The organism is Janthinobacterium sp. CG_23.3, from assembly GCF_046115965.1.
In the GTDB taxonomy this organism is placed as follows: Bacteria; Pseudomonadota; Gammaproteobacteria; order Burkholderiales; family Burkholderiaceae_D; genus Janthinobacterium.
Window position 1 is genome coordinate 1 of record NZ_JBJXIB010000004.1, and the last position, 21,862, is coordinate 21,862.

Here is a 21,862-nt window from a genome sequence, read left to right on the forward strand (position 1 = left end):
TCGACAGTGTCGCTAACGAAGTAGGCCAGGTGCCCCTCAGGGAGCCAATCTTGCAAAGCATGGGGAAGCAGCATCTGTTGATGCTGATTGTAGGGGAGGTAGCTCGTCGTCATTCGACAAGTTTACCTCGTCCCCATTCCGATTGCATCAGTTTCTGCCGCGCAGACTCCTAGATGTCGGTTAGCATTGTCAAATCGAAAACGAAGGATGTACATGAAAACTCTAATTTGTGTCGCCGCACAATGCGCCGCTATGTTGAACGTGCACGCCGGCGAAGCGTATGGAAAAACAGTCTACAAAGGCAAAAATTGGTCGGTAATTCAGGTAAGCGCTGGCAATGGCATCTCCCAGTGCGCGCTTAGGTCGGCACCGAATTACCTTGAACCTGGTGTGCCGAAATACGGGTCTGTTTTTCTCGAAGTGAGCTATCCCAGTAAGCGAATCACGCTCTCAGGGGAAGATTTGGTAATGTACTTTAAGATTTCCAAGCGGACGACACTGCGGGTCGGCCAAGGGGCGAGCGCCAATATCATTCCAGAGGTGCCAACACTAGGCGAGGCGATTATCGACAGCATGCAGGCGAGCAAGAACAAGGCCGTGCAAGTGGAAATTGACTTCGGCACTGGCGACCCATCCATCCACATATTCCCGCTTGCAGGGTTTGCTGACGCCTATAGGGCGGTGTCGGCTTGCGCCGGGCGCGGAAAGTAGAGTATCCGCTTTCCTTGCGCAGGAAATGGCAGGCCTGAGGCACGCGTCAACAACGCGTCAGACTGATGGGCGCCAGGGCCGGGCGCTGGCGGCGCTTGAGGCATTGCTCCGGCCATGGAGACTTAGCAGACAGAGTATTTTTAAGAGACGCCGTTTGCCGGTCGCGGTAGCACCCCGACGCTAACCCGCTGGGTTTCTCTGGGTTCCTATCCGGTTCCGATAAGGGGTACGCATTGAAGCCGGCCGCCATGTCGCCGCCACCTCGCCGCAAGTTGCTGGCGGCATCGTTGACGATGTTCTGCCAGTTGAGGGCTGTCAGGCCGACCATACCCACCGGCGCCTGTCTCGACCAGCCATTCTCCAGGCCGACCGCGTAGGGACGGTTGTTCACGATGTAGTAGACGTTGCCGGCGGCGGCCTTCGGGATGCCCGCCATAATGCGCACGTTGGACACGTTCCCGGGCCCATTGCTCTTATCAATATCAGCTAACACGCCCGAAGGCGCCGCGCCGATGCCGATTTGCCAGTTGCCGCAGAAGGCGCCGCCCGCGTACCCTTTGGGAGTGGGGACCGGCGCAGCAGTTCGACGCCGCCCTGGCGTTCATGTCGCCCGTCAGCATCGGTATCGTCTTGCTGCCCCTGGTGTTCGGCATGGGTTGCCAATTGCCTTAGCGGCGCGAGCGCCGCTAAGGGCTTCGCCGTTCAATCGGCCCGCCGGCGCCGCAATGCCGCGCAAGCGGCCCCGGCTACTTGACGACCATGTCGTTTTTGACGGCCGTGACGCCCTTCACGCCGCGCGCGACCTGGACCGCCTTGCTGATGTCCTCGCGCGAACTGACGAAGCCGCTCAGTTGCACCGTGCCTTTGAAGGTTTCGACGTTGATTTCGCGCGCCTTCAACTGGGGGTCGTCGACCAGGGCCGCCTTGACCTTGGTGGTGATGAGCGAGTCGTCGATGTATTCGCCAACGCCCTCGCGCTTGGCGGTCGGCGCGCAGGCCACCAGCGCCAGCGTCAGCAATGCGACCAGGAATGAATAAAGGGGATGCACTCGTTTCATGGCTCTGCTCCTTGGGGTGGGTTGGTGCGCGGCGCGCGTCAGGCCCGAACGGCGCCGCCGCCGCGGGCCGGACGACTGCGAACGGCTGTCTTATTGTCGGCGCTGGCGCGGCGCGCCGTTTGTGCGGCGTCAAACGGGCCAGCCTTTGCGCCGCCGCGCCTCAACCGAGTTTGCCCGGCTCCAGCCGGGCCAGCTTCGCCGCTTTGCCGTAGCGGCGCTGCAGCGCCGCCGCGTCGAGCAGGTCGCGGCCCAGCACCACGCGCAGGTCGGCCGCGCCGCAACTGGCCTGCTCCAGTAGTACCAGCGGTCCCAGCCGGGCCGCCAGCGCGCGCGCCTGCGCCGCCATGTCGGGCCGGTATTCGACGCGGCTGCGCGCGACCCGGAACGAGGCGTCGTTGCCGAGCCGGACCACGCGCAGTTGCTCGCTGGCGAGCGTACGCCCCAGCGCCGCCGCCATGCCGGTGACGCCGTTGCCGTTGCGAATTTCCAGCAGCAGCGGCGCCGGTCGCGGCGCGCCGGACGCGCGCGCCGCGACCGCTGCAAGCGGCGCGACGTGCGCCAACGGTGGCGGTGCCGGCGCCGCCTCCGCAGTCGCAGCCGGCGCCGCCACGCGCCGCAGTTGCAGCACGTCGCCGCTGGCGACCAGTTCGGTACGCGCCAGCGCGTCGCCGCCGGCATCGGCGCGCTCGGCCTGCCGCGCCGGCGCGGCGGCGGGCGCTCCCCCCACGCCGTGGCGCCGCAGCAGCGCGTAGTCGTCGCCGGCTTTGTGGGTGCGCAGGCTGGCGGCCTGGGCCAGCATCAGCGCGGCCCGCTCGGCCTGGCCGATTTTCGCCAGCACGGCGCCGAGGTGCTCCCAACTGCGCGCGTTCGACGGGTCGAGCACGCAGGCCTGCTCCAGCGCGGCCAGCGCGCGCTCGTTGTCGCCGCCGAGGAAATAGGCATAGCCCAGGTTAGCGAACAGGAAGGCGCTGCGCGGCGCCGCCGCGCCGGCCCGGGTCAGGTCTTGCCACAGGGCGATCGCGCGGCCGTAGTCGCCCTGCGCCGCCGCCAGCACCGCCAGGGCGTTGCCGGCGTTGACATGGCCGGGGTCGAACTGCAGCGCCAGTTGGTAGGCGCGCGCGGCGTCGGCGTCGCGGCGCGCCGCGTGTTGCTTGCGGCCCAGCGCGTAGTAACCGTCGGCCAACTGGGCCGACTGGACCGACTGGACCGGCGCCGGCGCGAACGGCGCGCCGGCCGGCGCCTGGCCGCCACCGGCGCAGGCGGCCAACAGAACCGTGGCGCAGGCGGCGGCAAGGCGGGTAAGGGGTGTTGTGTGCATGCGGCTTCTCCCGCGGCTGGGCAGCCGCATAGTGTGGCGCCGGCGCGGGCGCCGGTTCAGCGAATCGACAGGGTCTTGCCGAGCTCTATGCCGGCGGGTCCGACCAGCACCAGTAGCAGCGTTGGAAACACGCAAAAAATCAGTGGAAATAGCAGTTTCAAGGCGATTTTCGCGGCCGCCTCCTCGGCCACCAGGCTGCGTTTGCTACGCAGGTTGTCGGAATGCACGCGCAACGAATCGCCCATGCTGGTGCCGAAGCGCTCGGACTGGATCAGCATCGCCACCAGCGTGTCGACGTCCTCGACGCCGCTGCGCAGGGCCAGGTTGCGCAGCGCCTTTTCCTTGCTGAAGCCGGCGCGCATTTCCATCAGCACCAGTTGCAGCTCCTGCGCCAGCACCACGCTCTTGATGTGGATTTCGGCGGCCACCTTGGCCAACCCGCGCTCCAGGCTCAGGCCGGCCTCGACGCACACCGTCAGCAGGTCGAGCGCGTCCGGGAAGGTTTCGAAAATCTCGCGCTGGCGCCGCTCCGCGCAGCGCGCCAGCACCGCGTTGGGCAGGTAGTAGCCGACGCTGGCGCAGACGAACAGCAGCAGCAGCAGACTGCGGTGCAGCACGGCGCCGAGCGCGCCGGCGGCGAACAGCGCCACCAGCGCCGGCAGCAGCAGCGCCAGCAGCGACTTGGCGGCGAAATACAGCGGCGCCGTGGCCGGGTGGCGCCAGCCGGCGTTCATGAAGCGGGTGCGCAGCGGCGAACGCTCCCAGCCGTCGGCCGGCAGCGACAGGCGCGCCAGCGGCTGCGCCACCTTGGCGGCGCGCTCGATCCAGCCGCTGGCCGGCGCCGCCTGCGCCTCGGCCGGCGCCATGAACGAGAACAGGCGCCGGCGCAGCGCCACCGGCATAAACATCAGCAGCGCCAGCCAGACCAGCGCGACGACGACGCCGAACACGATGACGAGGAAACCCCATTGCCGCCCGTTCATGACGCCTCCTTCCGGCCGGCCGCGGCCGCGCCCATCCGCTTGCAGCGCCTGGTCCGCTTCCGCGGCGTCCGCTGTATGGGTTTCATATTCTGATCCTGATCACCTTGCGCATCCACAGCACGCCCACCGCCACCATGCCGACCGAGTACCACAGCAGGCGCACGCCGCCCGGGTCGGTCCACAACACGCGCACGTAGTTGGGGTTGATGAACGACATGATCAGCAGCATCGCCGGCGGCATCAGGCCCAGCACCCAGGCCGACAGCTTGCCCTCGGCCGACAGCACGCGCACCCGCCCCAGCAGCTTCAGGCGGGCGCGGATGATGCTGCCGATGCTGCCCAGCAGCTCGGCCAGGTTGCCGCCCGACTCGCGCTGGATCAGCACCGCGATCACCATGTAGCGCAGGTCCGTCAGCGGCACCCGCGTGGCCAGGTTTTGCAGCGCCTCGTTCATCGGCACGCCGTAGTTGATTTCCTCGTGGGCGAACTTGAATTCGGCGCTGATGGGCTCGGGCAGCTCGTCGCCGACCATTTGCAGCACGTTTGAAAACGAATGGCCGGCGCGCAGCGCGCGCGCCAGGAAGTCGACCGCCTCCGGCAGCTGCGCCTCGATGCGCTGCAGGCGCGCGCCGCGGGCGCGCAGCAGCAGCAGGCATGGCAGCGCCAGCGCGACGCCGCTCAGGCCCAGCCCGGCCAGCGCCGGCACGCCGTAGCCCAGCGAGAGCGCGGCGCCGCAGGCCAAGCCGAATACGCTGGCGGCCAGCACCTGCAGCACCGACCATTTGGTGCCCGACTGCTGCAGCAGCACGTCCAGCGCGGCGCTGCCCGGCAGCGCCCGTAGCAGCCGCTCCAGCGGCGGCCAGTCGCTGTAGCGGCGCTGCTTGAGGATCGACACCTTGTCGGCGCCGCCCTGGCCGCGCCCGGACATCAGGCGCAGGCGCCGGGCGATGTTCTGGGCGCTGCCGCCGCGGCTGCCGGACCACCACAGCCAGATCCCCTCGACGAGCAGGAAGCAGGCGGCGAACAGCAGCACCGCGAAGCCGTAGAAGCTCAGGTCCATGGCGCCCCCGCGGCGCCGGCGCGCCGGCTATTCATACACCCGCTCCGGGTCGAAGGCGCTGTCGGGCACCGGCGCGCCGAACATGCGCAGGCGCTCGGCGAAGCGCGGCCGCACCCCGGTGGCGGCGAAGTGGCCGAGCACCCGGCCATCCTTGTCGACGCCGCTCTGCTCGAAGCGGAAGATCTCGTGCATGGCGATGATGTCGCCCTCCATGCCGGTGATCTCCTGGATGCTGACGAGCTTGCGCGCGCCGTCGGTCAGCCGCGACACCTGCATCACCACCGTCACCGCCGAGCAGATCTGCTGGCGCGTGGCGCGCGGGCTCAGGTTGACGCCGGCCATGCCGACCATGTTCTCCAGCCGCGCCAGGGCGTCGCGCGGGGAGTTCGAGTGGATCGTCGCCAGCGAGCCCTCGTGGCCGGTGTTCATCGCCTGCAGCATGTCGAGCGCCTCGGCGCCGCGCACCTCGCCGAGGATGATGCGGTCGGGACGCATGCGCAGCGCGTTGCGCACCAGCGCGCGCTGGCTGACCTCGCCCTTGCCCTCGATGTTGGGCGGCCGCGTTTCCAGGCGCACCACGTGCGGCTGGCGCATCTGCAGCTCGGCGGCGTCCTCGATGGTGACGATGCGCTCGTTCGCCGGAATCGAACCCGACAGCACGTTCAGCAGCGTCGTCTTGCCGCTGCCGGTGCCGCCGGAGATCAGGATGTTGATCTTGGCGTGGCCGAGCGCCTGCAGCACCTGCACCATCGGCGGCGTCAGGCTCTTGTTGTCGAGCAGGTTGGCGACCGTCAGCGGGTTCGCCGAAAAGCGCCGGATCGACAGGATCGGCCCGTCCACCGCCAGCGGCGGGATGATGGCGTTGACCCGCGAGCCGTCCGGCAGGCGCGCGTCGACCATCGGGCTGGACTCGTCGACCCGGCGCCCGACCCGCGAGACGATCTTTTCGATGATCTTCATCAGGTGGGCGTTGTCGTGGAAGGTGACGTCGGTCAGTTCCAGGCGGCCGGCGCGCTCGACGTAGACGCGGCTGTGGGTGTTGACCAGGATGTCGGACACGCCCGGGTCGGCCAGCAGCGGCTCGAGCGGGCCGAAGCCGAGCATTTCGTGCTGGATGTCGAGTACCAGGTTGTGCCGCTCCTGCTGGTTCAGGACGATGCGCTCGTCCTCGATGATGCGCTGCACCAGCAGCGCCAGCTCGTGCTTGAACTGCTCGGCCGTCAGGCGCTTCAGGCGCTCCAGGTCGATGCGGTCGAGGATCGCCTGGTGCATGCTTTTCTTCAATTCCTGGTAGGCCTGGCCGGCCAGGCCGCCGGGGTTGCCGCTGGCGGGCCGGCCCTGGTCGGCCACCGCCAGGCGTTCACGTAAGCTCATGGTGTACTCCGGTTGGTTGGGGGGGGGTGTCACAATTCGGCGTCGCCGCGGCCGAACAGGCGGCCGAACAAACCCTTGTGCTCGGACAGGCGCCGCGCGGTGACGCGCTCGACCAGCTCGGCCATGCTGCGCGCCACCGCGCTGGTGCGCGACAGCAGCAGCGCCGGCACGCCCTGGTTGACCGAGTCGGTCGCCGAGATGTAGTCGTTGGGCACGGCGTGCACCACCTCGGCGCCGAGCGCGTGCTCAAGGTCGGCCAGGCGCAGCTTGCCGCCCTTTTCGTAGCGGTTGACGATCAGGTGCACGCGCTCGTTCGGATAGCCGAGCGAGCGGAAGATGTCGAGCAGGCGGCGGCCGTCGCGGATGTCCGGCAGCGCCAGTTGCAGCACCGGGTAGATGGCGTTGGCGCCGTCGAGCGCGCGCAGCGACATCGGGTCGATCTGCCGGCCGACGTCGAGCACGATGTAGTCGTAGTGCTGGCGCGCCACCCGCAGGATGGTGTCCATGTGCTCGGCCGTCATGTCCAGCGCCAGCGTCGGGTCGTCGGCCGCCGCCAGCACGCCGAAGCCGGGCGAGACGTGCACCAGGCAGGAGGCCAGGAAGGCGCCGTCGACGCGGGCGATCTGCTGGCAGACGTCGGCCAGCGTCATCGCCGGCTTCTGGTCCGACACGTACAGCGCGGCGTCGCCGAACTGGCCGTGCAGGTCGATCAGCAGCACCTTCTTCTCGGCCAGCGTGGCCAGCGCGTAGCCGAAGTTGGTCGAGATGAAGGTGGCGCCGCTGCCGCCCTTGCAGGACAGGAAGGCCAGCACCTTGCCGTCGCGCTGCTGGGTGACGCCGGCCTGCACGTCGATCCGGTCCATCGCCTCGTGGAAGGCCTTGTGCTGCAGCGGCAGCGCCAGCACCTCGCGCATGCCGGCGCGCATGGCGCGTATCATCAACTCCTGCTGGTGGCCGTCGGTCAGCAGCATGAAGGCGGCGCCGGGGTACATGCGCGCCAGCCGTTCCAGCAGCTCGGCCTCGGCCGGGGCGACCTCGCTGGCGTCGACGATGACCAGCTGCGGCGGCTCCGGCACGACGCGTTCGACGGCGTCGCGCAGGCCGTCGCGGCCGGCCGACAGTTGCAGCGGCGGCATGCGCGCCGTGCCCTGCGCCGCGACCTCGGCGTGCAGCTGGGTGTCCCGGGTGATCATCAACGCTTTCATCGCACTCCCTTTCTGTGGAAATCAAATGCCGCGCTACGGGCAGCCGCCGGCCGGGTCGTAGCCCAGCGTCTCGGCCGGCACCACCGTGGCGGCTTGGTTCAGCGACAGCGCCCCGGCGTTGTAGTCCAGCAGGGCCCCCGGCAGCGGTATCAGCGGCGGGTACGCCACCGCGGTGCAGTCGGTGCCGGGCCGGCACAGGCGCGCGCGCACGAAACGGATGCAGCCGGCGCCGTTGGGATTGGTGAAGCAGACGGCGCGGTTCAGCGCCGGGCAGGCCGGCAGCGCGACGGCGGCGATCGGCTGCATGACGCCGTCGCCGTCGAGCGACAGGTAGTCGATGCGCAGATAGCTGGCGTCGATGGGGCCGCCGAGGCGCAACTTGCCGTTGGCGTCGGCCAGCAGCGCGCCCCGGCGCAGCGCCTGCATGGTCGGGGCGTTGCTGAAATCGGCGACGGCGGCGGCGCGCGCGGCGCGCCGCGTCGTGTCCTGCAGCGTCACCGCCAGGAACATCGCGTGCGCGCTCTCGGCCAGCAGGTAGACGACGCCGAGGAACATGGCCAGCAGCAAGGCGAACTCGACGGCGACGACGCCGCGCCCCGCGGCCGCCCGGCCGCGCCGCCGCGCGCGGGTTTTCGCCTCAGCCGCCATACGGCACCGTCACGTCCAGAGCGATGGTGAAATCGCTGCCGAGGTGGAAAAAGTCGCGCACGCCCTGCAGCACGCCGACGTGCAGCACGAAGGGCAGGACAAAGACGCGGATCGTGGTGGGCGCCGGCGCGTTGGCTTCGCAGGAAACGTTGTTGCACATCACACTGACGTCGCCGGGCACCTCGATCCGCAGGCCGTTGCCGGCGGCGGCGTCCAGCACGATCTGGCGCGCCGCTTTCACCGCCAGCGCGCGCTTGGTCCCCCGGCTCATGTCGCCGGCCGAGGTGGCCGCCATGAAGCGCGCCGCGTTCTGCACCGCGTTCTGCATCGCGTTGTAATACAAAAAAGTCTGGACGATCGGCACCATCACCGCCAGCAGCAACAGCAACATCGGCAGCACCAACGCGAACTCGACGGCGGCGACGCCGTCCTGCCGGCCGCGCCGCGCGGCGGTACGCGGCGCGCTCATCGGAACAGCCCCACCGGCCCGCCCAGCGCCGCCGGCGCCGCGACGCCGGCGAATTCGCCGCTGATGGCGGTGGCGCTGGCCTGCGCCGTCATGTAGAAACGGCCGACCGCCAGCACCGTCGCCGTCGGGGCGGTCGGCAGCGTGCAGTTGAGCAGCGCGACGTTGAGCACGCGCCGCCCGGGCAGCCTGGGATTGGCGATGCTGGAAGACAGGAACCAGGCGATGGCCAGGCTGGTATACGGCGCGCCGCTGGCGGGATAATTGCCGGGTGCGGCGACGTCGGCGCCGCTGTTGACCCGGTACAGCGCCGGCCAGTCGGTCAACGCGAACGGCGCGCCGGCGGGCGTGAGCGGGCGCGAAAAGCCCCACAGCGGCCCGTAGTGCTTGGCCTCGACGGTTTCGCTGGCGGCCGAAGGCAAGGGCACAGGCAGGTCGGCTTTGGTGCGCAGCGCGGTGGCGCTGCCGGTGGTGGCCGCCACCGCCGTTTGCCCGCTCGGCGTCGCCGGATAGGGCTTCACATTGTTGTCGGCCACGCCCACGGAGTTGTCGCAGCCGCCGCTGGGACCGAAGCGCGAGTTGAGCTGGGCGGCGTAGGCGAACTGCGCCGGCGAGATGGCGCTGACATACACGCTGGCCGGCACGCGCGCCATCGGCACGCTGCCGCTGCACATGAAGGGGTTCAGCACCGCCGCACCGAAATTGGCCGGGGCCGACGCCGCCGGCGGCGTCGCCAGCGGATTGATGACGTAGTTGCGCGCGGCCGGCCCGGTCGGATTCAGCGCCAGCAGGTTGTAGCCGACGCCGCGGCGGAAGCCGAATTCCACCTGCTCGTTCAAGCCGCCGCTGCTGCGCACGGCAGTTGGCGCCGTGCTCATCGCGCAAATGGCCAGCGGCGCGAGGTTGATCGAGGTGTGGCCCGCCACCGCGTGCGCGGCCGCGCTGCGCACGCCGACGGCGCTGTCGACGCTGCGCATGAACGGCGTGGCGACGTTGGCGCCGGCCAGCGCGGCGGTGTCGACCCGGGCGAACCAGTAATTGGCCGGCGCCGCGTTCGCCGTCGCCGCGTCGACCCAGCCGGCGCCGCCGCCGGGCGCGCCGGCGAAGCCGAGCGCCGCGTTGTCCCACACCATGGCGACGCCGCCATACCCGACCCGGTTGGCGGCGACGACTCGGCCGGCCTCGGCCTGCGCCAGGGCGATGCCGGCGGGGGTGCCGTCGAGCTGCCTGGCCGCCGCCAGCGCGGCGCCGTCGGCGACGTTCTGCAGTTCGGTCCGGCGGTGGTGGACCTGGGCGATGTCGAGCACCACGCCCATGCACAGGACCAGGCCGAGCAGCAGCGGCGCCAACAGCACCGCGAACACGCCGCGCTGGCGCCGCCAGCGGCGAAAGAACGGGATGGATGGTTGTGTCATGGCGCGCCCCGGCTACTTGCCGGACCCCATGGTGAAGTTGCCGGCCGGCGGCGCCGGCTCGGCGAACGACTTCTGGTAGCGCTCCAGCACGGCGCGCGCGCTTTTGCCGTCCATGCCGGCGACCGGGTCCTGGTTGGCGGCGGCGCCGGGACGCGCCACCTGCTGGGCGAAGGCGATGCGCACGGCGTCGCCGGCGCGCCGGTCCAACTGCGGCGTGGTCGGCGCGCAGCCGGCCAGCAAGGCCGCCAGCGCGGCGGCCAGCAGCGGCCGGCCCCGGCGCGAAAGCGCAGCGGCGCGCTGTGGTGGGGTGTGCGAGCTGGTGTGCATGGTGGCTCCCGTATGCGTCACTTCAATTCAAAGCCGGCGGCGGCCTGCGCCGGCGGCGCGTCGGCCGGCGCAGGCGCAGGCGCCGGCGCCGCGCCCTCCATGCGCCCGCCCAGGAACAGCTCGGCCCGGCCAGGGGCATGCAACTGGTCGGTCGGCAGCGCGTAGTTCGGCGGCAGCGGTTTGACCAGGTGCGCGGTAATCACGAACAGCAATTCGCTGCGGTCGTGCTGGAAATCGGTGCTGCGAAACAGCGCGCCCAGCACCGGCACTTCGCCCAGCAACGGCAAGCCCTTGATGTTGCTGACCTGGTTGCTCTTGATCAGGCCGCCGATGGCGTAGCTCTGGCCGTCGAACAACTGCACCGTGGTGGCGGCGCGCCGCGTGGTGATCAAGGGCAGCACCGCGCCGCCGGTGAAGCCGGCGGCGCTGATGCCGATGCCCTCGCGCGACACCTCCGACACCTCCGGCGCCACCTTCAGGTTGATGCGCCCGCCGGCCAGCACCGTCGGCGTGAAGCGCAGGCCGACGCCGAACTCCTTCTCTTCCAGCGTGATCTTGCCGTTGTCCTGGCCCACCGGGATGAAGATTTTGCCGCCGGCCAGGAAACTGCCCTCCTGGCCGCTGATGGCCATCACGGTCGGCTCGGCCAGGATGCGGATCAGGCCGTCCTGCTTTTGCGCCGCCAGCGTCAGCTGGTTGCCGTTCGACTTGCGGGCGTCGAGCAGGCCGCCGGTGCTGCCGGTGAGGAAATTCGACAGCAGCGTGGTGGCCCAGCTGCCGGTGGCGTAGCGCAGCGTCGCGCCGACCTCGAGCTTGTCGAGCAGCGACTTCGACACCTCGGCGATCTGCACCTCCAGCATCACCTGCTGCGGCGCGCTGACGTTGAGCAGGTTGATAATGCGGCTGCCGGCCGCCGCCCCGCCGCCGCCGCCGCCGCCGGAATTGGCCGGGGCGCCGGCCGCGCCGTCCTCGCCCTTGCGCAGCGCCGCCAGCGCCTGGGCCGGCTTGCGCACATAGGCGTTGGCCAGTTCCAGCGCGCGCCCCAGCGCCGTGGCGTCCTCGACCGTGCCGCTGAGCACCAGCGAATCGGCGGCCGCGCTGACGCGGATGTTTTTCTCGTCCGGCATCAGCGCGGCCAGGCTGGCCTGCAGTCCGCCCGGGTCCATGCCAACCACCACCTCGACCAGGCTGCACACGCCGCTTTTGCCCTGGATAATCATATTCGTGCTGCCGACGTCGACCCCGAGCAGATACAGCGTGTCCGGCGCCACCAGCATGGCCTGCACCACGGCGGGGTTGCCGACGCTGCGGCTGAGCACCGCCTCGGGAAGGCGCATCAGTTGCGACTTGCCCAGTTGCAGCGCCAGCCGGCCCGGCTTGGCCGCCTCGCCGCTGCAGCGCGGCCCGCCCTCGCCGGCCGCCGCGCGGGCGCCCTGGCGCTCGGCCGGCGGCGGCGGCGTCGGCGTCGCCGCCGCCGTGCTGGCCAGCGCCGCGGACAGGGCGAAGACGATCGTGGTGCGGCTATTCATATGGACGTATCCCCGGCTTGAGCGATGCGGTGGCGGCCAGTGCGGCCGTGCTGAGATGTTCGGATGCCTAAAAACATTCCTGCGACAGCCGCAGGCCGTCGATGACGGCGCTGCAACGGCGCTGGACCAGCGCCACCTTCTGCGGCGCCGCCGGCGGCGCCGCGGCGGGCGCGACGGCGGCCACGGCGGCCGGCGCCGCCGCGGCGGGCGGCGCCGCCGCCGGCCGCTCGCCCAGCAAGGTGACCTTGGTGGCGCCGCCGGTGACGCCCGGCGCCGGGTCGATCTGGTTGCGCAGCGCCAGCGACAGCGTGCCGACGCTGCGCGCCAGGTCGAGGTTCTCGGCCTGCGCCGGCGTCACCTCCAGCGTTACGGCGTTAACCACGCGCGGCTTGGTGTCGTCGCGCCCGACCTCCTGCGCCACCGCCAGCACCAAGATGCGCTCGAGCACGATCTTCGAGATGCTCGGGTCCTGCGCCTGCGCCTGGACGGCGGCGCCGCGGTCGCGCTGGGTGTAGACGATGACGTCGACATAATTGCCCGGCAAGGCGAAACCGGCCACGCCGACGACGTCGTTGACGCGCACCGTGATGGCGCGCTTGCCCTCGGTGATCAGGGCCGACAAGCCGCCGACGGTGCCGACCGGCGCCAGCTTGGCCTCGGTCAGCGGCTCGCCGCGCAGCACGCTGCTCTTGAGCACCCGCCCGGACAGCTTGAGCGGGTCTTGCAAGGCGCCCTGGGGCAGGCTGTCGGCGGGCCAGTCGCTCAGTTTGAGCATCTCCGGCGTCAGGCGCTGGCCCAGGTTGACGTCGGCGGCGGCCAGCACCACCTTGCCGGCGCTGCCGGGACCCTGGCGCAGCAGCCAGCGCGACGCCAGCGCCACCGCGCCCAAGCCAAGCAGCACGGCCAGCGCCATGATCAGAAACGCGCGCCCGTTTTTCATACGATGGCCTCGAACTGGTTGGCCGGGTCGCAGACGGCGTCGGCGCCGGCGGCCGGGCCCGGCCCGGCCTCGCCGCAGGCGGCGAACATGCTGTGCCAGGCCTGGTCGAGGGCGCCCTCGGACAGGTGCGGGGCGCGCCCGGCGGAGCCGGCGAAATCGGCGATGCGCCCCAGCAGCTCGCGCGGATAACTGGCCAGCAGCGGCCGGCCGCTGGCGCCGTGCAGGTCGTCGAGCAGATACGCCAGCGCCGCCTCGTCGCAGGCGATGCCGGCGTGGCGGCACTGCTGGCGCAGCAACGCGCGGTAGTCGGCCCGCTGCAGCGCGCCGACGTGGATTTTATAGCCGAGGCGGCGCAGGAAGGCCTCGTCGAGCAGCGTGTGCGGCGCCAGGTTGGTGGCGAACACCAGCACCACGTCGAACGGCACGGTGAACTTGTGGCCGCCGCGCAGCGACAACTGGTCCAGGCCCAGGTCGAGCGGCTGCATGAAGCGGTTCAGCAGCTCGGCGGCGGCGACGCGCTGGCGGCCCAGGTCGTCGACGATGAAGATGCCGTTGTTGGCCTTCAGGTGCGGCGGCGCCTGGTAGCAGCCGCCGAAGGCGTCGTGGCGCAAGTCCAGCATGTCGGCGCTGAGCTCGGCGCCAATCTGCCCGACCGGGCGCTGGCACAGGGCCCAGCGGATGTCGCTGCTACGCCGCTCGACCATCTGCTGGGCGTGGGCGGCGTGCTGCGGCGCCGGCGCCAAATGCAGCAAGGGGTCGTAGATCTGGACGATTTCCTGGCCGACCACGACGGCGTAGGGCACCGCGGCCAGGCCCTGCAGCAAGCCGCCGAGCTGGCGCGCCAGCGTGGTCTTGCCGCCGCCCGGCGGCCCGTACAGCAGCATCGAGCGGCCCGAATACATGGCCGCGCCGACCATCTCGAGCACGCCGGCGCCGAGGCGCTGCTCGCCGAACGCGGCGCCGATCTGGGCGGCGCCCAGGCGGGCGCGCTCCGGCTGGCGCCACGACTGCCGCCCGACCACCGCGCAATACGCCTCCAGCGTCACCGGGGCCGGCCCGACGTAGGGCGAGCGCTCCAGGTAGACGGCGGCGCGCAGCTTGCCGGGGCCGGTCAACTGGTACTGCACGTCGATGTCGGACTCGCCGCGCCACGCCACTTCGACCAGCTGCTCGCCGACCATGAAGCCGAGCACCTCGCGCAAAACGTTGATCGACAGGCGCAGCCTGGTGCTGAGCACCGACAGATGGCTTTTGCCGGCGATGAAGACGACCTTGGCCACCAGTTCGACCAGCAATTGCTGCTCCAGCCCGGTATCCCGCACGCTGCGCGGCTGCGGCGGCAGCAAATCCGTTTCGGCGCCGCGTTCGCGGGCGGCGGCCTCGGCGGCCAACGGGTGTTCGACGTCGATCATGCGCTGCTCCTATCCGGTTCGGCGGGCTGCTTCAAGCCCGGGTGCAAAGGTGCAAAGTCAGGATTTGATTCTATCGGCGGCGTGCGCCCGGCCCTTGATACAAAGCAAAAAATGCATTTTTGCAAGCGCATTACAGGTGCCGCCACCACACCAGCGACGCCGTGCCCAGCGCGATGGCGACGCCGTACGGCATGCCGCCGACGCTGGCCGGCGGCGCCGCCGCCAGCGGCACGCCGGCGGCGCGCCACAAGGCGTGCGACAGCAGCGCGCGCACGTTGGCCAGCGCCTCCCGGCCGCGGCGGCGCAGCAGGACGATCGCCAGCGCCATCGCGCCGCCGATCAGCAAGGTGGCCAGGCCGACCAGCAGCGCCGGCCCGGCGCCGGTGAAGGCGCCGACCATGGCCATCAGCTTGACGTCGCCGGCGGCCATGCCGCGCAGTACATACAGCGGCAGAAACAGCAGCAGGCCGGTCAGCGCGCCGCCCAGCCAGGCCAGCGGCGCGCCCGCCTGCAACAGCAGCGCGGCGCCCAGGCCGGCCAGCACCAGGGCGTTGGGAATCTTGCGCCAGGCCAGATCGGTGGCGGCCGCCGTTGCCACGCAGCACAGCAGCACCGTTTCCAACAAAACAGGGGTAGCCACGATCAACCTCCGCGAAAAAAATGCCCCCGGCCGCGTCGCGGACGGGGGCAAGGGGTCCTAGGCGGCGTTCAGCACGGTGGCGATCTGCTGAAAAGCGCCCCTCAACCCTACCGTGTCGGTAGCGCCGAGCAGGAGGGTCGTCAAGCCGCCGATGCCTGCGGCCATCAGCGCCGCGATGAGGCCGTACTCGATGGCGGTGATGCCGTCTTCGTCGCCGGCAAAGCGTTGTACTGCGGAGAAAAATGCGTTCATGGTAAGCTCCTGGAGTGGGTTGAACTACCTGGCGCCATCGGCCGGAAAACCCCGCAGCGTGCCTGCAATTAGCTCTCCAACTTCAACTTCTGCGCCATTGAAGCCACTATAAAACGTCCAGGATTTACCAAATTGACGTGGCGCAAGTTTTCCATGCGGCAACTACACAAACCGTGCGGCAGCCCGCCGCGGCGCGCTTCGGCGCCCCGTGGCGCGGCGGCGGAACGGCGGCGCCTGTGGTTTTTTCGGTGTGTCGTGGCGGCAAAAGCGCAATCGCGGCACTTTCCGTGAAAAATTTCATATGAGAATTGCCTATTAGGCAAAAAGCCATTATCCTGCTTAGCTGTTCTTTGGAAAGGCATCTTGCTCGGTTGTAGAGTGCGCCTTGCTTTCGCAATTTGTGACAAATTAAATGGGCGCAGCCATACTTCAGCTTACCGCAATGCTCGTGTGACTATTTTCCAGAGATCGACAATGGATTCCCTTCTCAAACACATGGTGGACATGACCGGCCACCGCGACCACACGATGCTCGACATCTCGGTGATTTCGGCGGTGCAGGAATTGGCGGGCGCGGCGCAAACGCGGGTGCTGGCGCTGACGAGGCTGCGCGGCCAGGTGTTTGTGCGCGCGCGCGCGGTCATCAGCGCCGGCGGCCCGGCGCGCATGGAGGAGCACAGCGACAGCGCCGCCCCGGGCGAGCCGCTGGAGTGCTATCCGGCGCTGGCGGCCTGCATCGCCGGCCACCAGGCCAGCGCCGACACCGTCTGCGACGACGGCCGCCACATGCTGTGGCTGCCGATCTGGATCGGCGACAAGGCCGACACCTGCCTGGAAATCACCAACCCGACGCCCTACAGCGGCGCCACCATCCAGATCGTCGGCGGCATCGTCAGCGTCTACCGCAACTTCCAGAACCTGCTCGACTACAGCGAGCGCGACTCCCTCACCGGCCTGCTCAACCGCAAGACCTTCGACGACCAGCTGGCCAAGGTGCTGCAATCGGGCGGCGACTACGAGGCGGCCACGCCGCCGGGCGAGCGCGAGCGGCGCCAGCCGCCGCAGACCGAGAAGCAATGGCTGGCGGTGGTTGACGTCGACCATTTCAAGCTCGTCAACGACAAGTTCGGCCACCTGTACGGCGACGAGGTGCTGATCCTGATCGCCAACCTGATGCAATCGTCGTTCCGCGCCCAGGACCGCATCTTCCGTTTCGGCGGCGAGGAATTCGTCGTGCTGCTGCGCTCGAGCACGCTGGCGGACGCGCACAAGATTATCGACCGCTTCCGCATCAACGTCGAAACCCACGACTTCCCGCAGGTCGGCCGCATTACCGTCAGCGTCGGCTTCGTCAGCCTGAACGCGGCCGAGGCGCCGGTGATCATCCTGGGCCGGGCCGACCAGGCGCTGTACTACGCCAAGAGCCACGGGCGCAACCTGGCCTGCCACTACGACGAACTGGTCGAGACCGGCCAGTTGCACGCGGTGGCCTCGAACGACACCGCCGAATTCTTCTAGCGCGACAAACCTAGAGGCGGGCGCGTGCGCGGCAGGCTAAAACGAGTCTATCAACGCGTTCCCTTTCAAGATGGTTTTCCGCCAACTCTGCGCATTGTTTAATTCTTTTAGCAAAAATAAGTAACCCTATGGAATTACGCCAACTGCGCTACTTTGTCGCCATCGCCGACCACGGCTCGCTGTCGAAGGCGGCGCTGGCGCTGCACGTGGCGCAGCCGGCGCTGACCCAGCAACTGCGCCAGCTCGAAGAGGAGCTGGGCGCGCAACTGCTGCACCGCTCGGCCCAGGGCGTGCTTAGCACCGACGCCGGCAAAGTGTTCTACGAACACGCCCAGGCCATCTTGAAGCAGGTGGCCGACGCCAAGTCGGCCGTCACGCAATCGGCCACGCGGCCGTCGGGCAGCGTCACGCTGGGACTGCCGCACAGCATTTCCGGCGCGCTGGCGCTGCCGCTGCTGACGGCGGCGCGCGCGCAATACCCGGAAATCACGCTGCAACTGACCGAGGAACTCACCGGCAACCTGGCCGAGCAATTGAAGTCGGGCCGGGTCAACCTGGCGCTGCTGTTCGACGACGGCCAGCTGACGCCCTTCACCGCCACCGCGCTGGTCGAGGAAGACATGCGTTTTATTTGCCGCGCCGACGCCCCCTACCTGCGCGGCCAGCACGCCATCACGCTGGCGCAGGCCTTGGCGGCGACGCTGATCCTGCCCGGCCAGCAGCACGGCGTGCGCCCGCGCATCGACAGCGCGGCGCGCACGGCCGGGCTGGCGCTGGGCAGCGTCATCGAAATCAATTCGATTGCCATTCTGAAGTCGGCGATCCTGGCCGACATGGGCGCGACCATCCTGCCGGTGGCGCCCTTGCAAGCCGAGGTCGAGCGCGGCACCATGCGCACCCACGCGATCTACGGTCCGCCGCTGTCGCGCACGGTGGTGCTGTGCGCGTCGAAAAACATCCCGCTGACCAACGCGGCGGCCGCCGTCAGCCGCCTGGTGCAGCAGGTCAGCACGCAACTGTGCGAGAGCGGCAGTTGGCTGGGCGCGCGCCTGCTGGCGCCGCGACCGGCACCGCAAGCGTAGCCGCGGGTCCGATGCGCGGCCGGCAGCCGCGGGACTTGCTCGGCTTGCCGCTGTTACACGCAGTGCGCGGCGGCGGGCGCCGCGCGCGCAAGGCCATCACTTTTTTTTATACCCCCATCCGCAAACCCTATTTCCGCGCGCGCCGGGATCGCCGTACACTCGCGCCGCAGCCCGTTTTTTCAGTCTAGAATAGCTGTATTGCCGCCCAACCAGCGGCCGCATCGCCTGACCGTCCAGCGCCTACCCGGCGCGCCCCCGGCCAGGCGCGATCTGAAAGACCCTTTTGGAGCCCCACCATGCCAGACACCACGGCGACGCCGCCCGCAGCGTTGGACCACCACGCCGGCAGCACACCCTCGCGCCTGACCACCGTCAGCCTCGACGACAAATACACCGCGTCCTCCGGCGCCATCTTCCTGTCCGGCATCCAGGCGCTGGTGCGCCTGCCGATGATGCAGCGCCAGCGCGACCAGGCCGCCGGCCTGAACACCGCCGGCTTCATCTCCGGCTACCGCGGCTCGCCGCTGGGCGGCCTCGACGAGACGCTGTGGAAGGCCAAGAAGCACCTTGAGGCGCACCACGTGCAGTTCGTCCCCGGCGTCAACGAAGACCTGGCCGCGACGGCCGTCTGGGGCTCGCAGCAGGTCGACCTGATCGGCCCGGCCAAGTACGACGGCGTGTTCGCCATGTGGTACGGCAAGGGCCCGGGCGTGGACCGCTGCGGCGACGTCTTCAAGCACATGAACCACGCCGGCACCTCCAAGCTCGGCGGCGTGCTGCTGGTGGCCGGCGACGACCACGGCGCCTATTCGTCGACCTTGCCGCACCAGTCCGACCACCTGTTCTCGGCCTCGATGATTCCGGTGCTGTACCCGTGCAACGTGCAGGAATACCTGGACCTGGGCATCCACGGCTGGGCCATGTCGCGCTTTTCCGGCTGCACCGTCGCCTTCAAGGCGCTCGCCGACACGGTCGAGTCGAGCGCCTCGGTCGACGCCGACCCGTTCCGCGTCGACGTCAAAATCCCGCGGGACTTCGTCATGCCCGAGGGCGGCCTGAACGCGCGCCTGTCGAGCATTCCGCTGGGCCAGCAGGCGCGCAACCAGGAAGCGCTGATGCAGGACTACAAGATCTACGCGGCGCTGGCCTACGCCCGCGAGAACAAACTCAACCACACGACGATCAACAGCCCGAACGCCAAGCTGGGCATCATCGCCTCCGGCAAGTCCTACCTGGACGTGCTGGAAGCGCTGGAGGAGCTGGGCATCGACGAGCAGATGGCGGCCGACGTCGGCATGCGCCTGTTCAAGGTGGCCATGCCGTGGCCGCTGGAACCGGACAGCGTGCGCGAGTTCGCCCAGGGCCTCGACGAGATCCTGGTGGTCGAGGAAAAACGCCAGATCGTCGAATACCAGTTGAAGGAACAACTGTACAACTGGCGCGACGACGTGCGTCCGCGCGTCATCGGCAAGTTCGATGAAAAGGGCGAATGGGTGGCGCCGCGCGGCGAGTGGCTGCTGACGTCGAAGGCCGATTTTTCGGTTTCGCAAGTGGCGCGCGTCATCGCCAGCCGCGTCTCGCGCCTGATCACGGACCAAGTGACCTGCGAGCTGATCAAGGCGCGCCTGGCCTTCCTCGACGCCAAGGACGCGGTCTTGAAAAAGGCCGTCAACACGCCGTTCCGCCCGGCCTTCTATTGCTCCGGCTGCCCGCACAACACCTCGACCAAGGTGCCGGAGGGCAGCCTGGCGCTGGCCGGCATCGGCTGCCACGTGATGGCCACCTCGATTTACCCCGACATGAACAAATTGACCACCCACATGGGCGGCGAAGGCGCGCCGTGGATCGGCCAGGCGGCGTTCTCGACGATCCCGCACGTGTTCCAGAACCTCGGCGACGGCACCTATTTCCACTCCGGCTACCTGGCGATCCGCGCGGCGATGGCGGCCAACGTCAACATGACCTACAAGATCCTCTACAACGACGCGGTGGCGATGACGGGCGGCCAGCCGGTCGACGGCCAGATCACCGTGCCGCTGATGGCGCAGCAAATGGCGGCCGAGGGCATCCAGCGCATCGCGCTGGTGACCGAGGACCTGGGCCGCTACAGCGACCGCGGCGCGCTGCCGGCGCGCCTGACGCTGCACGACCGCAAGGACATGGACGCGGTGCAGCGCGAACTGCGCGAGGTCAAGGGCGTGTCGGTGCTGATCTACGACCAGACCTGCGCGGCCGAGAAGCGCCGGCGCCGGAAAAAAGGCGAGTTCCCCGACCCGGCCAAGCGCATGGTCATCAACGAGGCCGTCTGCGAGGGCTGCGGCGACTGTGGCATCCAGTCCAACTGCACCTCGATCCTGCCGAAGGAAACCGAATTCGGCCGCAAGCGCACCATCGACCAGTCGTCCTGCAACAAGGACTACTCGTGCGTGAAGGGTTTCTGCCCGAGCTTCGTGACGGTCGAGGGCGGCGCGCTGAAGAAGACCAGGACCGGCGTCAAGGTTGACGCCAACAAGGACAACGCCGACGACGGCTTCGGCGCGCTGCCGGAACCGCTGCTGCCGCCATGCGACGCGCCGTATAACATCCTCATCAACGGTATCGGCGGCACCGGCGTCATCACCGTCGGCGCGCTGATGGGCATGGCCGCCCACCTCGAGGGCAAGGGCGCCTCGGTGCTGGACATGACCGGCATGTCGCAGAAAAACGGTTCGGTCACCTCGCACGTCAAGGTGGCCCGCTCGCCGGCGCACCTGCGCGCCCAGCGCATCGCCACCGGCGAAGCCGACCTGGTGCTGGGCTGCGACATGCTGACCGCCGGCGCCCAGGACGCCATCTCGAAGATGCGCCCGGGCCGCACCATGGCCGTGGTCAACCTGCACGAGCAGCCGCCCGGCACCTTCGCCCAGAACGCCGACTGGCAGTACCCGAGCGCCGAAGTGCGCGCGCTGATCAGCGAATCGGTCGGCGCCGCCACCCACAACAGCGCCGACTTCATCGACGCCACCAAGCTGGCCACGGCGCTGATGGGCGACTCGATCGCCGCCAACCTGTTCATGCTCGGCTACGCCTGGCAAAAGGGGCGCATTCCGCTGACCGAGGCGGCGCTGCTGCGCGCCATCGAGTTGAACGGCGTCGGCATCGCCTCCAACAAGAAGAGCTTCCTGTGGGGCCGCCGCGCCGCCGTCGACCTGAAGCGCGTCGAGAAGATCGCCACGCCAACCCAGTCCATCGTCGTGCAGATGCCGCAAAGCCTGGAAAACGTCATCAAGAAGCGCGTCGAGTTCCTGACCGGGTACCAGAACGCCGGCTACGCCGCCACCTACGAAGAGCTGGTCGGACGGGTGCGCGCGGCCGAGGCCAATCTGGCGCTGGGCAACAAGCTGTCGACCGCCGTCGCCAAGTACCACTTCAAGCTGATGGCCTACAAGGACGAATACGAAGTGGCGCGCCTGTACACCGACGGCCGCTTCGTCGAGCAGTTGCAGCAGCAGTTCGAAGGCAACTTCTCGCTGAAGTTCAACCTGGCGCCGCCGCTGTTCTCGAAGAAGGACGCCAAGGGCCACCTGGTCAAGGCCGAATTCGGCTCGTGGATGTGGAGCGCCTTCAAGCTGCTGGCCAAGGCCAAGGGCCTGCGCGGCGGCGCCTTCGACATCTTCGGTTACAGCGAAGAGCGCAAGATGGAACGCGCGCTAATCGTCGAGTACCGCCAGATGGTCGAGGCCCTGCTGGGCAAGCTGAACGCCGACAACCACGCGGTCGCGGTGGACCTGGCGAACCTGCCGGAGAAAATCCGCGGCTTCGGCCACGTCAAGGAAAAGGCCGTCGCCGAATACCGCGTCGAGAAGGCGCGCCTGCTGGCCAAGCTGTCGGGCAACGACCACCAGCACGCCGCCTGAGCCGGCAAAAAACCGCGGCGCCAACGCC

The 21,862-nt window shown here is 69.1% G+C and carries 20 protein-coding genes; 4 read left to right on the forward strand and 16 right to left on the reverse strand.

The window, feature by feature from the left end:
- Window positions 1–213 precede the first annotated feature (213 nt).
- Complete coding sequence (locus ACFDR9_RS02490) at window positions 214–711, forward strand: hypothetical protein (protein ID WP_409029940.1); 498 nt, start codon at window positions 214–216, stop codon at window positions 709–711.
- A gap of 46 nt (window positions 712–757) precedes the next feature.
- Here ACFDR9_RS02490 and ACFDR9_RS02495 read toward each other — a convergent pair whose 3' ends face one another.
- From ACFDR9_RS02495 to ACFDR9_RS02570, 16 genes are all read right to left on the reverse strand, one after another.
- Window positions 758–1,165, reverse strand: coding sequence for a hypothetical protein (locus ACFDR9_RS02495; protein ID WP_409029941.1), 408 nt, complete (start codon window positions 1,163–1,165; stop codon window positions 758–760).
- A 292-nt stretch (window positions 1,166–1,457) separates the two neighbouring features.
- Window positions 1,458–1,769: a BON domain-containing protein gene (locus ACFDR9_RS02500; RefSeq protein WP_026133163.1), complete on the reverse strand. Its 312-nt coding sequence runs from the start codon at window positions 1,767–1,769 to the stop codon at window positions 1,458–1,460.
- Window positions 1,770–1,929: 160 nt separating this feature from the next.
- Window positions 1,930–3,087 carry a LytR C-terminal domain-containing protein gene (locus tag ACFDR9_RS02505; protein WP_409029942.1) on the reverse strand — a complete coding sequence of 386 codons (1,158 nt, stop codon included), beginning with the start codon at window positions 3,085–3,087 and terminating at the stop codon, window positions 1,930–1,932.
- Window positions 3,088–3,143: 56 nt separating this feature from the next.
- Entirely contained in the window at window positions 3,144–4,070 is a 927-nt protein-coding gene (locus ACFDR9_RS02510; protein ID WP_017877989.1) for a type II secretion system F family protein, read from the reverse strand.
- Window positions 4,071–4,152: 82 nt separating this feature from the next.
- Entirely contained in the window at window positions 4,153–5,130 is a 978-nt protein-coding gene (locus ACFDR9_RS02515) for a type II secretion system F family protein (RefSeq protein WP_017877990.1), read from the reverse strand.
- A gap of 27 nt (window positions 5,131–5,157) precedes the next feature.
- On the reverse strand, window positions 5,158–6,504 hold the full coding sequence (locus tag ACFDR9_RS02520) for a CpaF family protein (protein WP_017877991.1): 1,347 nt from the start codon (window positions 6,502–6,504) through the stop codon (window positions 5,158–5,160).
- A 29-nt stretch (window positions 6,505–6,533) separates the two neighbouring features.
- The gene (locus ACFDR9_RS02525; protein ID WP_409029943.1) at window positions 6,534–7,709 is read right to left on the reverse strand and encodes a CpaE family protein; all 1,176 of its coding nucleotides are present in this window, start codon (window positions 7,707–7,709) and stop codon (window positions 6,534–6,536) included.
- A 33-nt stretch (window positions 7,710–7,742) separates the two neighbouring features.
- Window positions 7,743–8,357, reverse strand: a complete 615-nt coding sequence (locus tag ACFDR9_RS02530) for a TadE/TadG family type IV pilus assembly protein (RefSeq protein WP_017877993.1) — start codon at window positions 8,355–8,357, stop codon at window positions 7,743–7,745.
- Window positions 8,347–8,826, reverse strand: coding sequence for a TadE/TadG family type IV pilus assembly protein (locus tag ACFDR9_RS02535; RefSeq protein WP_409029944.1), 480 nt, complete (start codon window positions 8,824–8,826; stop codon window positions 8,347–8,349). Before ACFDR9_RS02535 ends, ACFDR9_RS02530 begins: the two co-directional genes overlap by 11 nt.
- The gene (locus tag ACFDR9_RS02540; RefSeq protein WP_409029945.1) at window positions 8,823–10,238 is read right to left on the reverse strand and encodes a pilus assembly protein TadG-related protein; all 1,416 of its coding nucleotides are present in this window, start codon (window positions 10,236–10,238) and stop codon (window positions 8,823–8,825) included. The genes ACFDR9_RS02535 and ACFDR9_RS02540 overlap by 4 nt, the downstream gene beginning before the upstream one ends.
- Before the next feature lie 12 nt (window positions 10,239–10,250).
- On the reverse strand, window positions 10,251–10,565 hold the full coding sequence (locus ACFDR9_RS02545; protein ID WP_409029946.1) for a hypothetical protein: 315 nt from the start codon (window positions 10,563–10,565) through the stop codon (window positions 10,251–10,253).
- Window positions 10,566–10,582: 17 nt separating this feature from the next.
- The gene (locus ACFDR9_RS02550) at window positions 10,583–12,094 is read right to left on the reverse strand and encodes a type II and III secretion system protein family protein (RefSeq protein WP_409029947.1); all 1,512 of its coding nucleotides are present in this window, start codon (window positions 12,092–12,094) and stop codon (window positions 10,583–10,585) included.
- 67 nt (window positions 12,095–12,161) lie between these two features.
- Window positions 12,162–13,034, reverse strand: a complete 873-nt coding sequence (gene cpaB / locus ACFDR9_RS02555) for a Flp pilus assembly protein CpaB (protein ID WP_017877998.1) — start codon at window positions 13,032–13,034, stop codon at window positions 12,162–12,164.
- Window positions 13,031–14,446: an ATP-binding protein gene (locus ACFDR9_RS02560; protein WP_409029948.1), complete on the reverse strand. Its 1,416-nt coding sequence runs from the start codon at window positions 14,444–14,446 to the stop codon at window positions 13,031–13,033. The genes cpaB and ACFDR9_RS02560 overlap by 4 nt, the downstream gene beginning before the upstream one ends.
- A 130-nt stretch (window positions 14,447–14,576) precedes the next feature.
- Window positions 14,577–15,086, reverse strand: a complete 510-nt coding sequence (locus ACFDR9_RS02565; protein WP_409029949.1) for a prepilin peptidase — start codon at window positions 15,084–15,086, stop codon at window positions 14,577–14,579.
- 57 nt (window positions 15,087–15,143) lie between these two features.
- Complete coding sequence (locus ACFDR9_RS02570) at window positions 15,144–15,338, reverse strand: Flp family type IVb pilin (protein WP_409029950.1); 195 nt, start codon at window positions 15,336–15,338, stop codon at window positions 15,144–15,146.
- 474 nt (window positions 15,339–15,812) lie between these two features.
- On the opposite strand from ACFDR9_RS02570, the gene ACFDR9_RS02575 reads away from it, so the two are divergent.
- The 3 genes from ACFDR9_RS02575 to ACFDR9_RS02585 all read left to right on the forward strand — a co-directional run bounded on the left by ACFDR9_RS02575 (window position 15,813) and on the right by ACFDR9_RS02585 (window position 21,834).
- A complete protein-coding gene (locus tag ACFDR9_RS02575) occupies window positions 15,813–16,856 on the forward strand; it encodes a GGDEF domain-containing protein (protein WP_409029951.1) in 1,044 nt (347 codons plus the stop codon).
- A gap of 128 nt (window positions 16,857–16,984) precedes the next feature.
- Window positions 16,985–17,938 carry a LysR substrate-binding domain-containing protein gene (locus ACFDR9_RS02580; protein ID WP_409029952.1) on the forward strand — a complete coding sequence of 318 codons (954 nt, stop codon included), beginning with the start codon at window positions 16,985–16,987 and terminating at the stop codon, window positions 17,936–17,938.
- Between the two features lie 296 nt (window positions 17,939–18,234).
- Entirely contained in the window at window positions 18,235–21,834 is a 3,600-nt protein-coding gene (locus ACFDR9_RS02585) for an indolepyruvate ferredoxin oxidoreductase family protein (RefSeq protein WP_409029953.1), read from the forward strand.
- Window positions 21,835–21,862 lie beyond the last annotated feature (28 nt).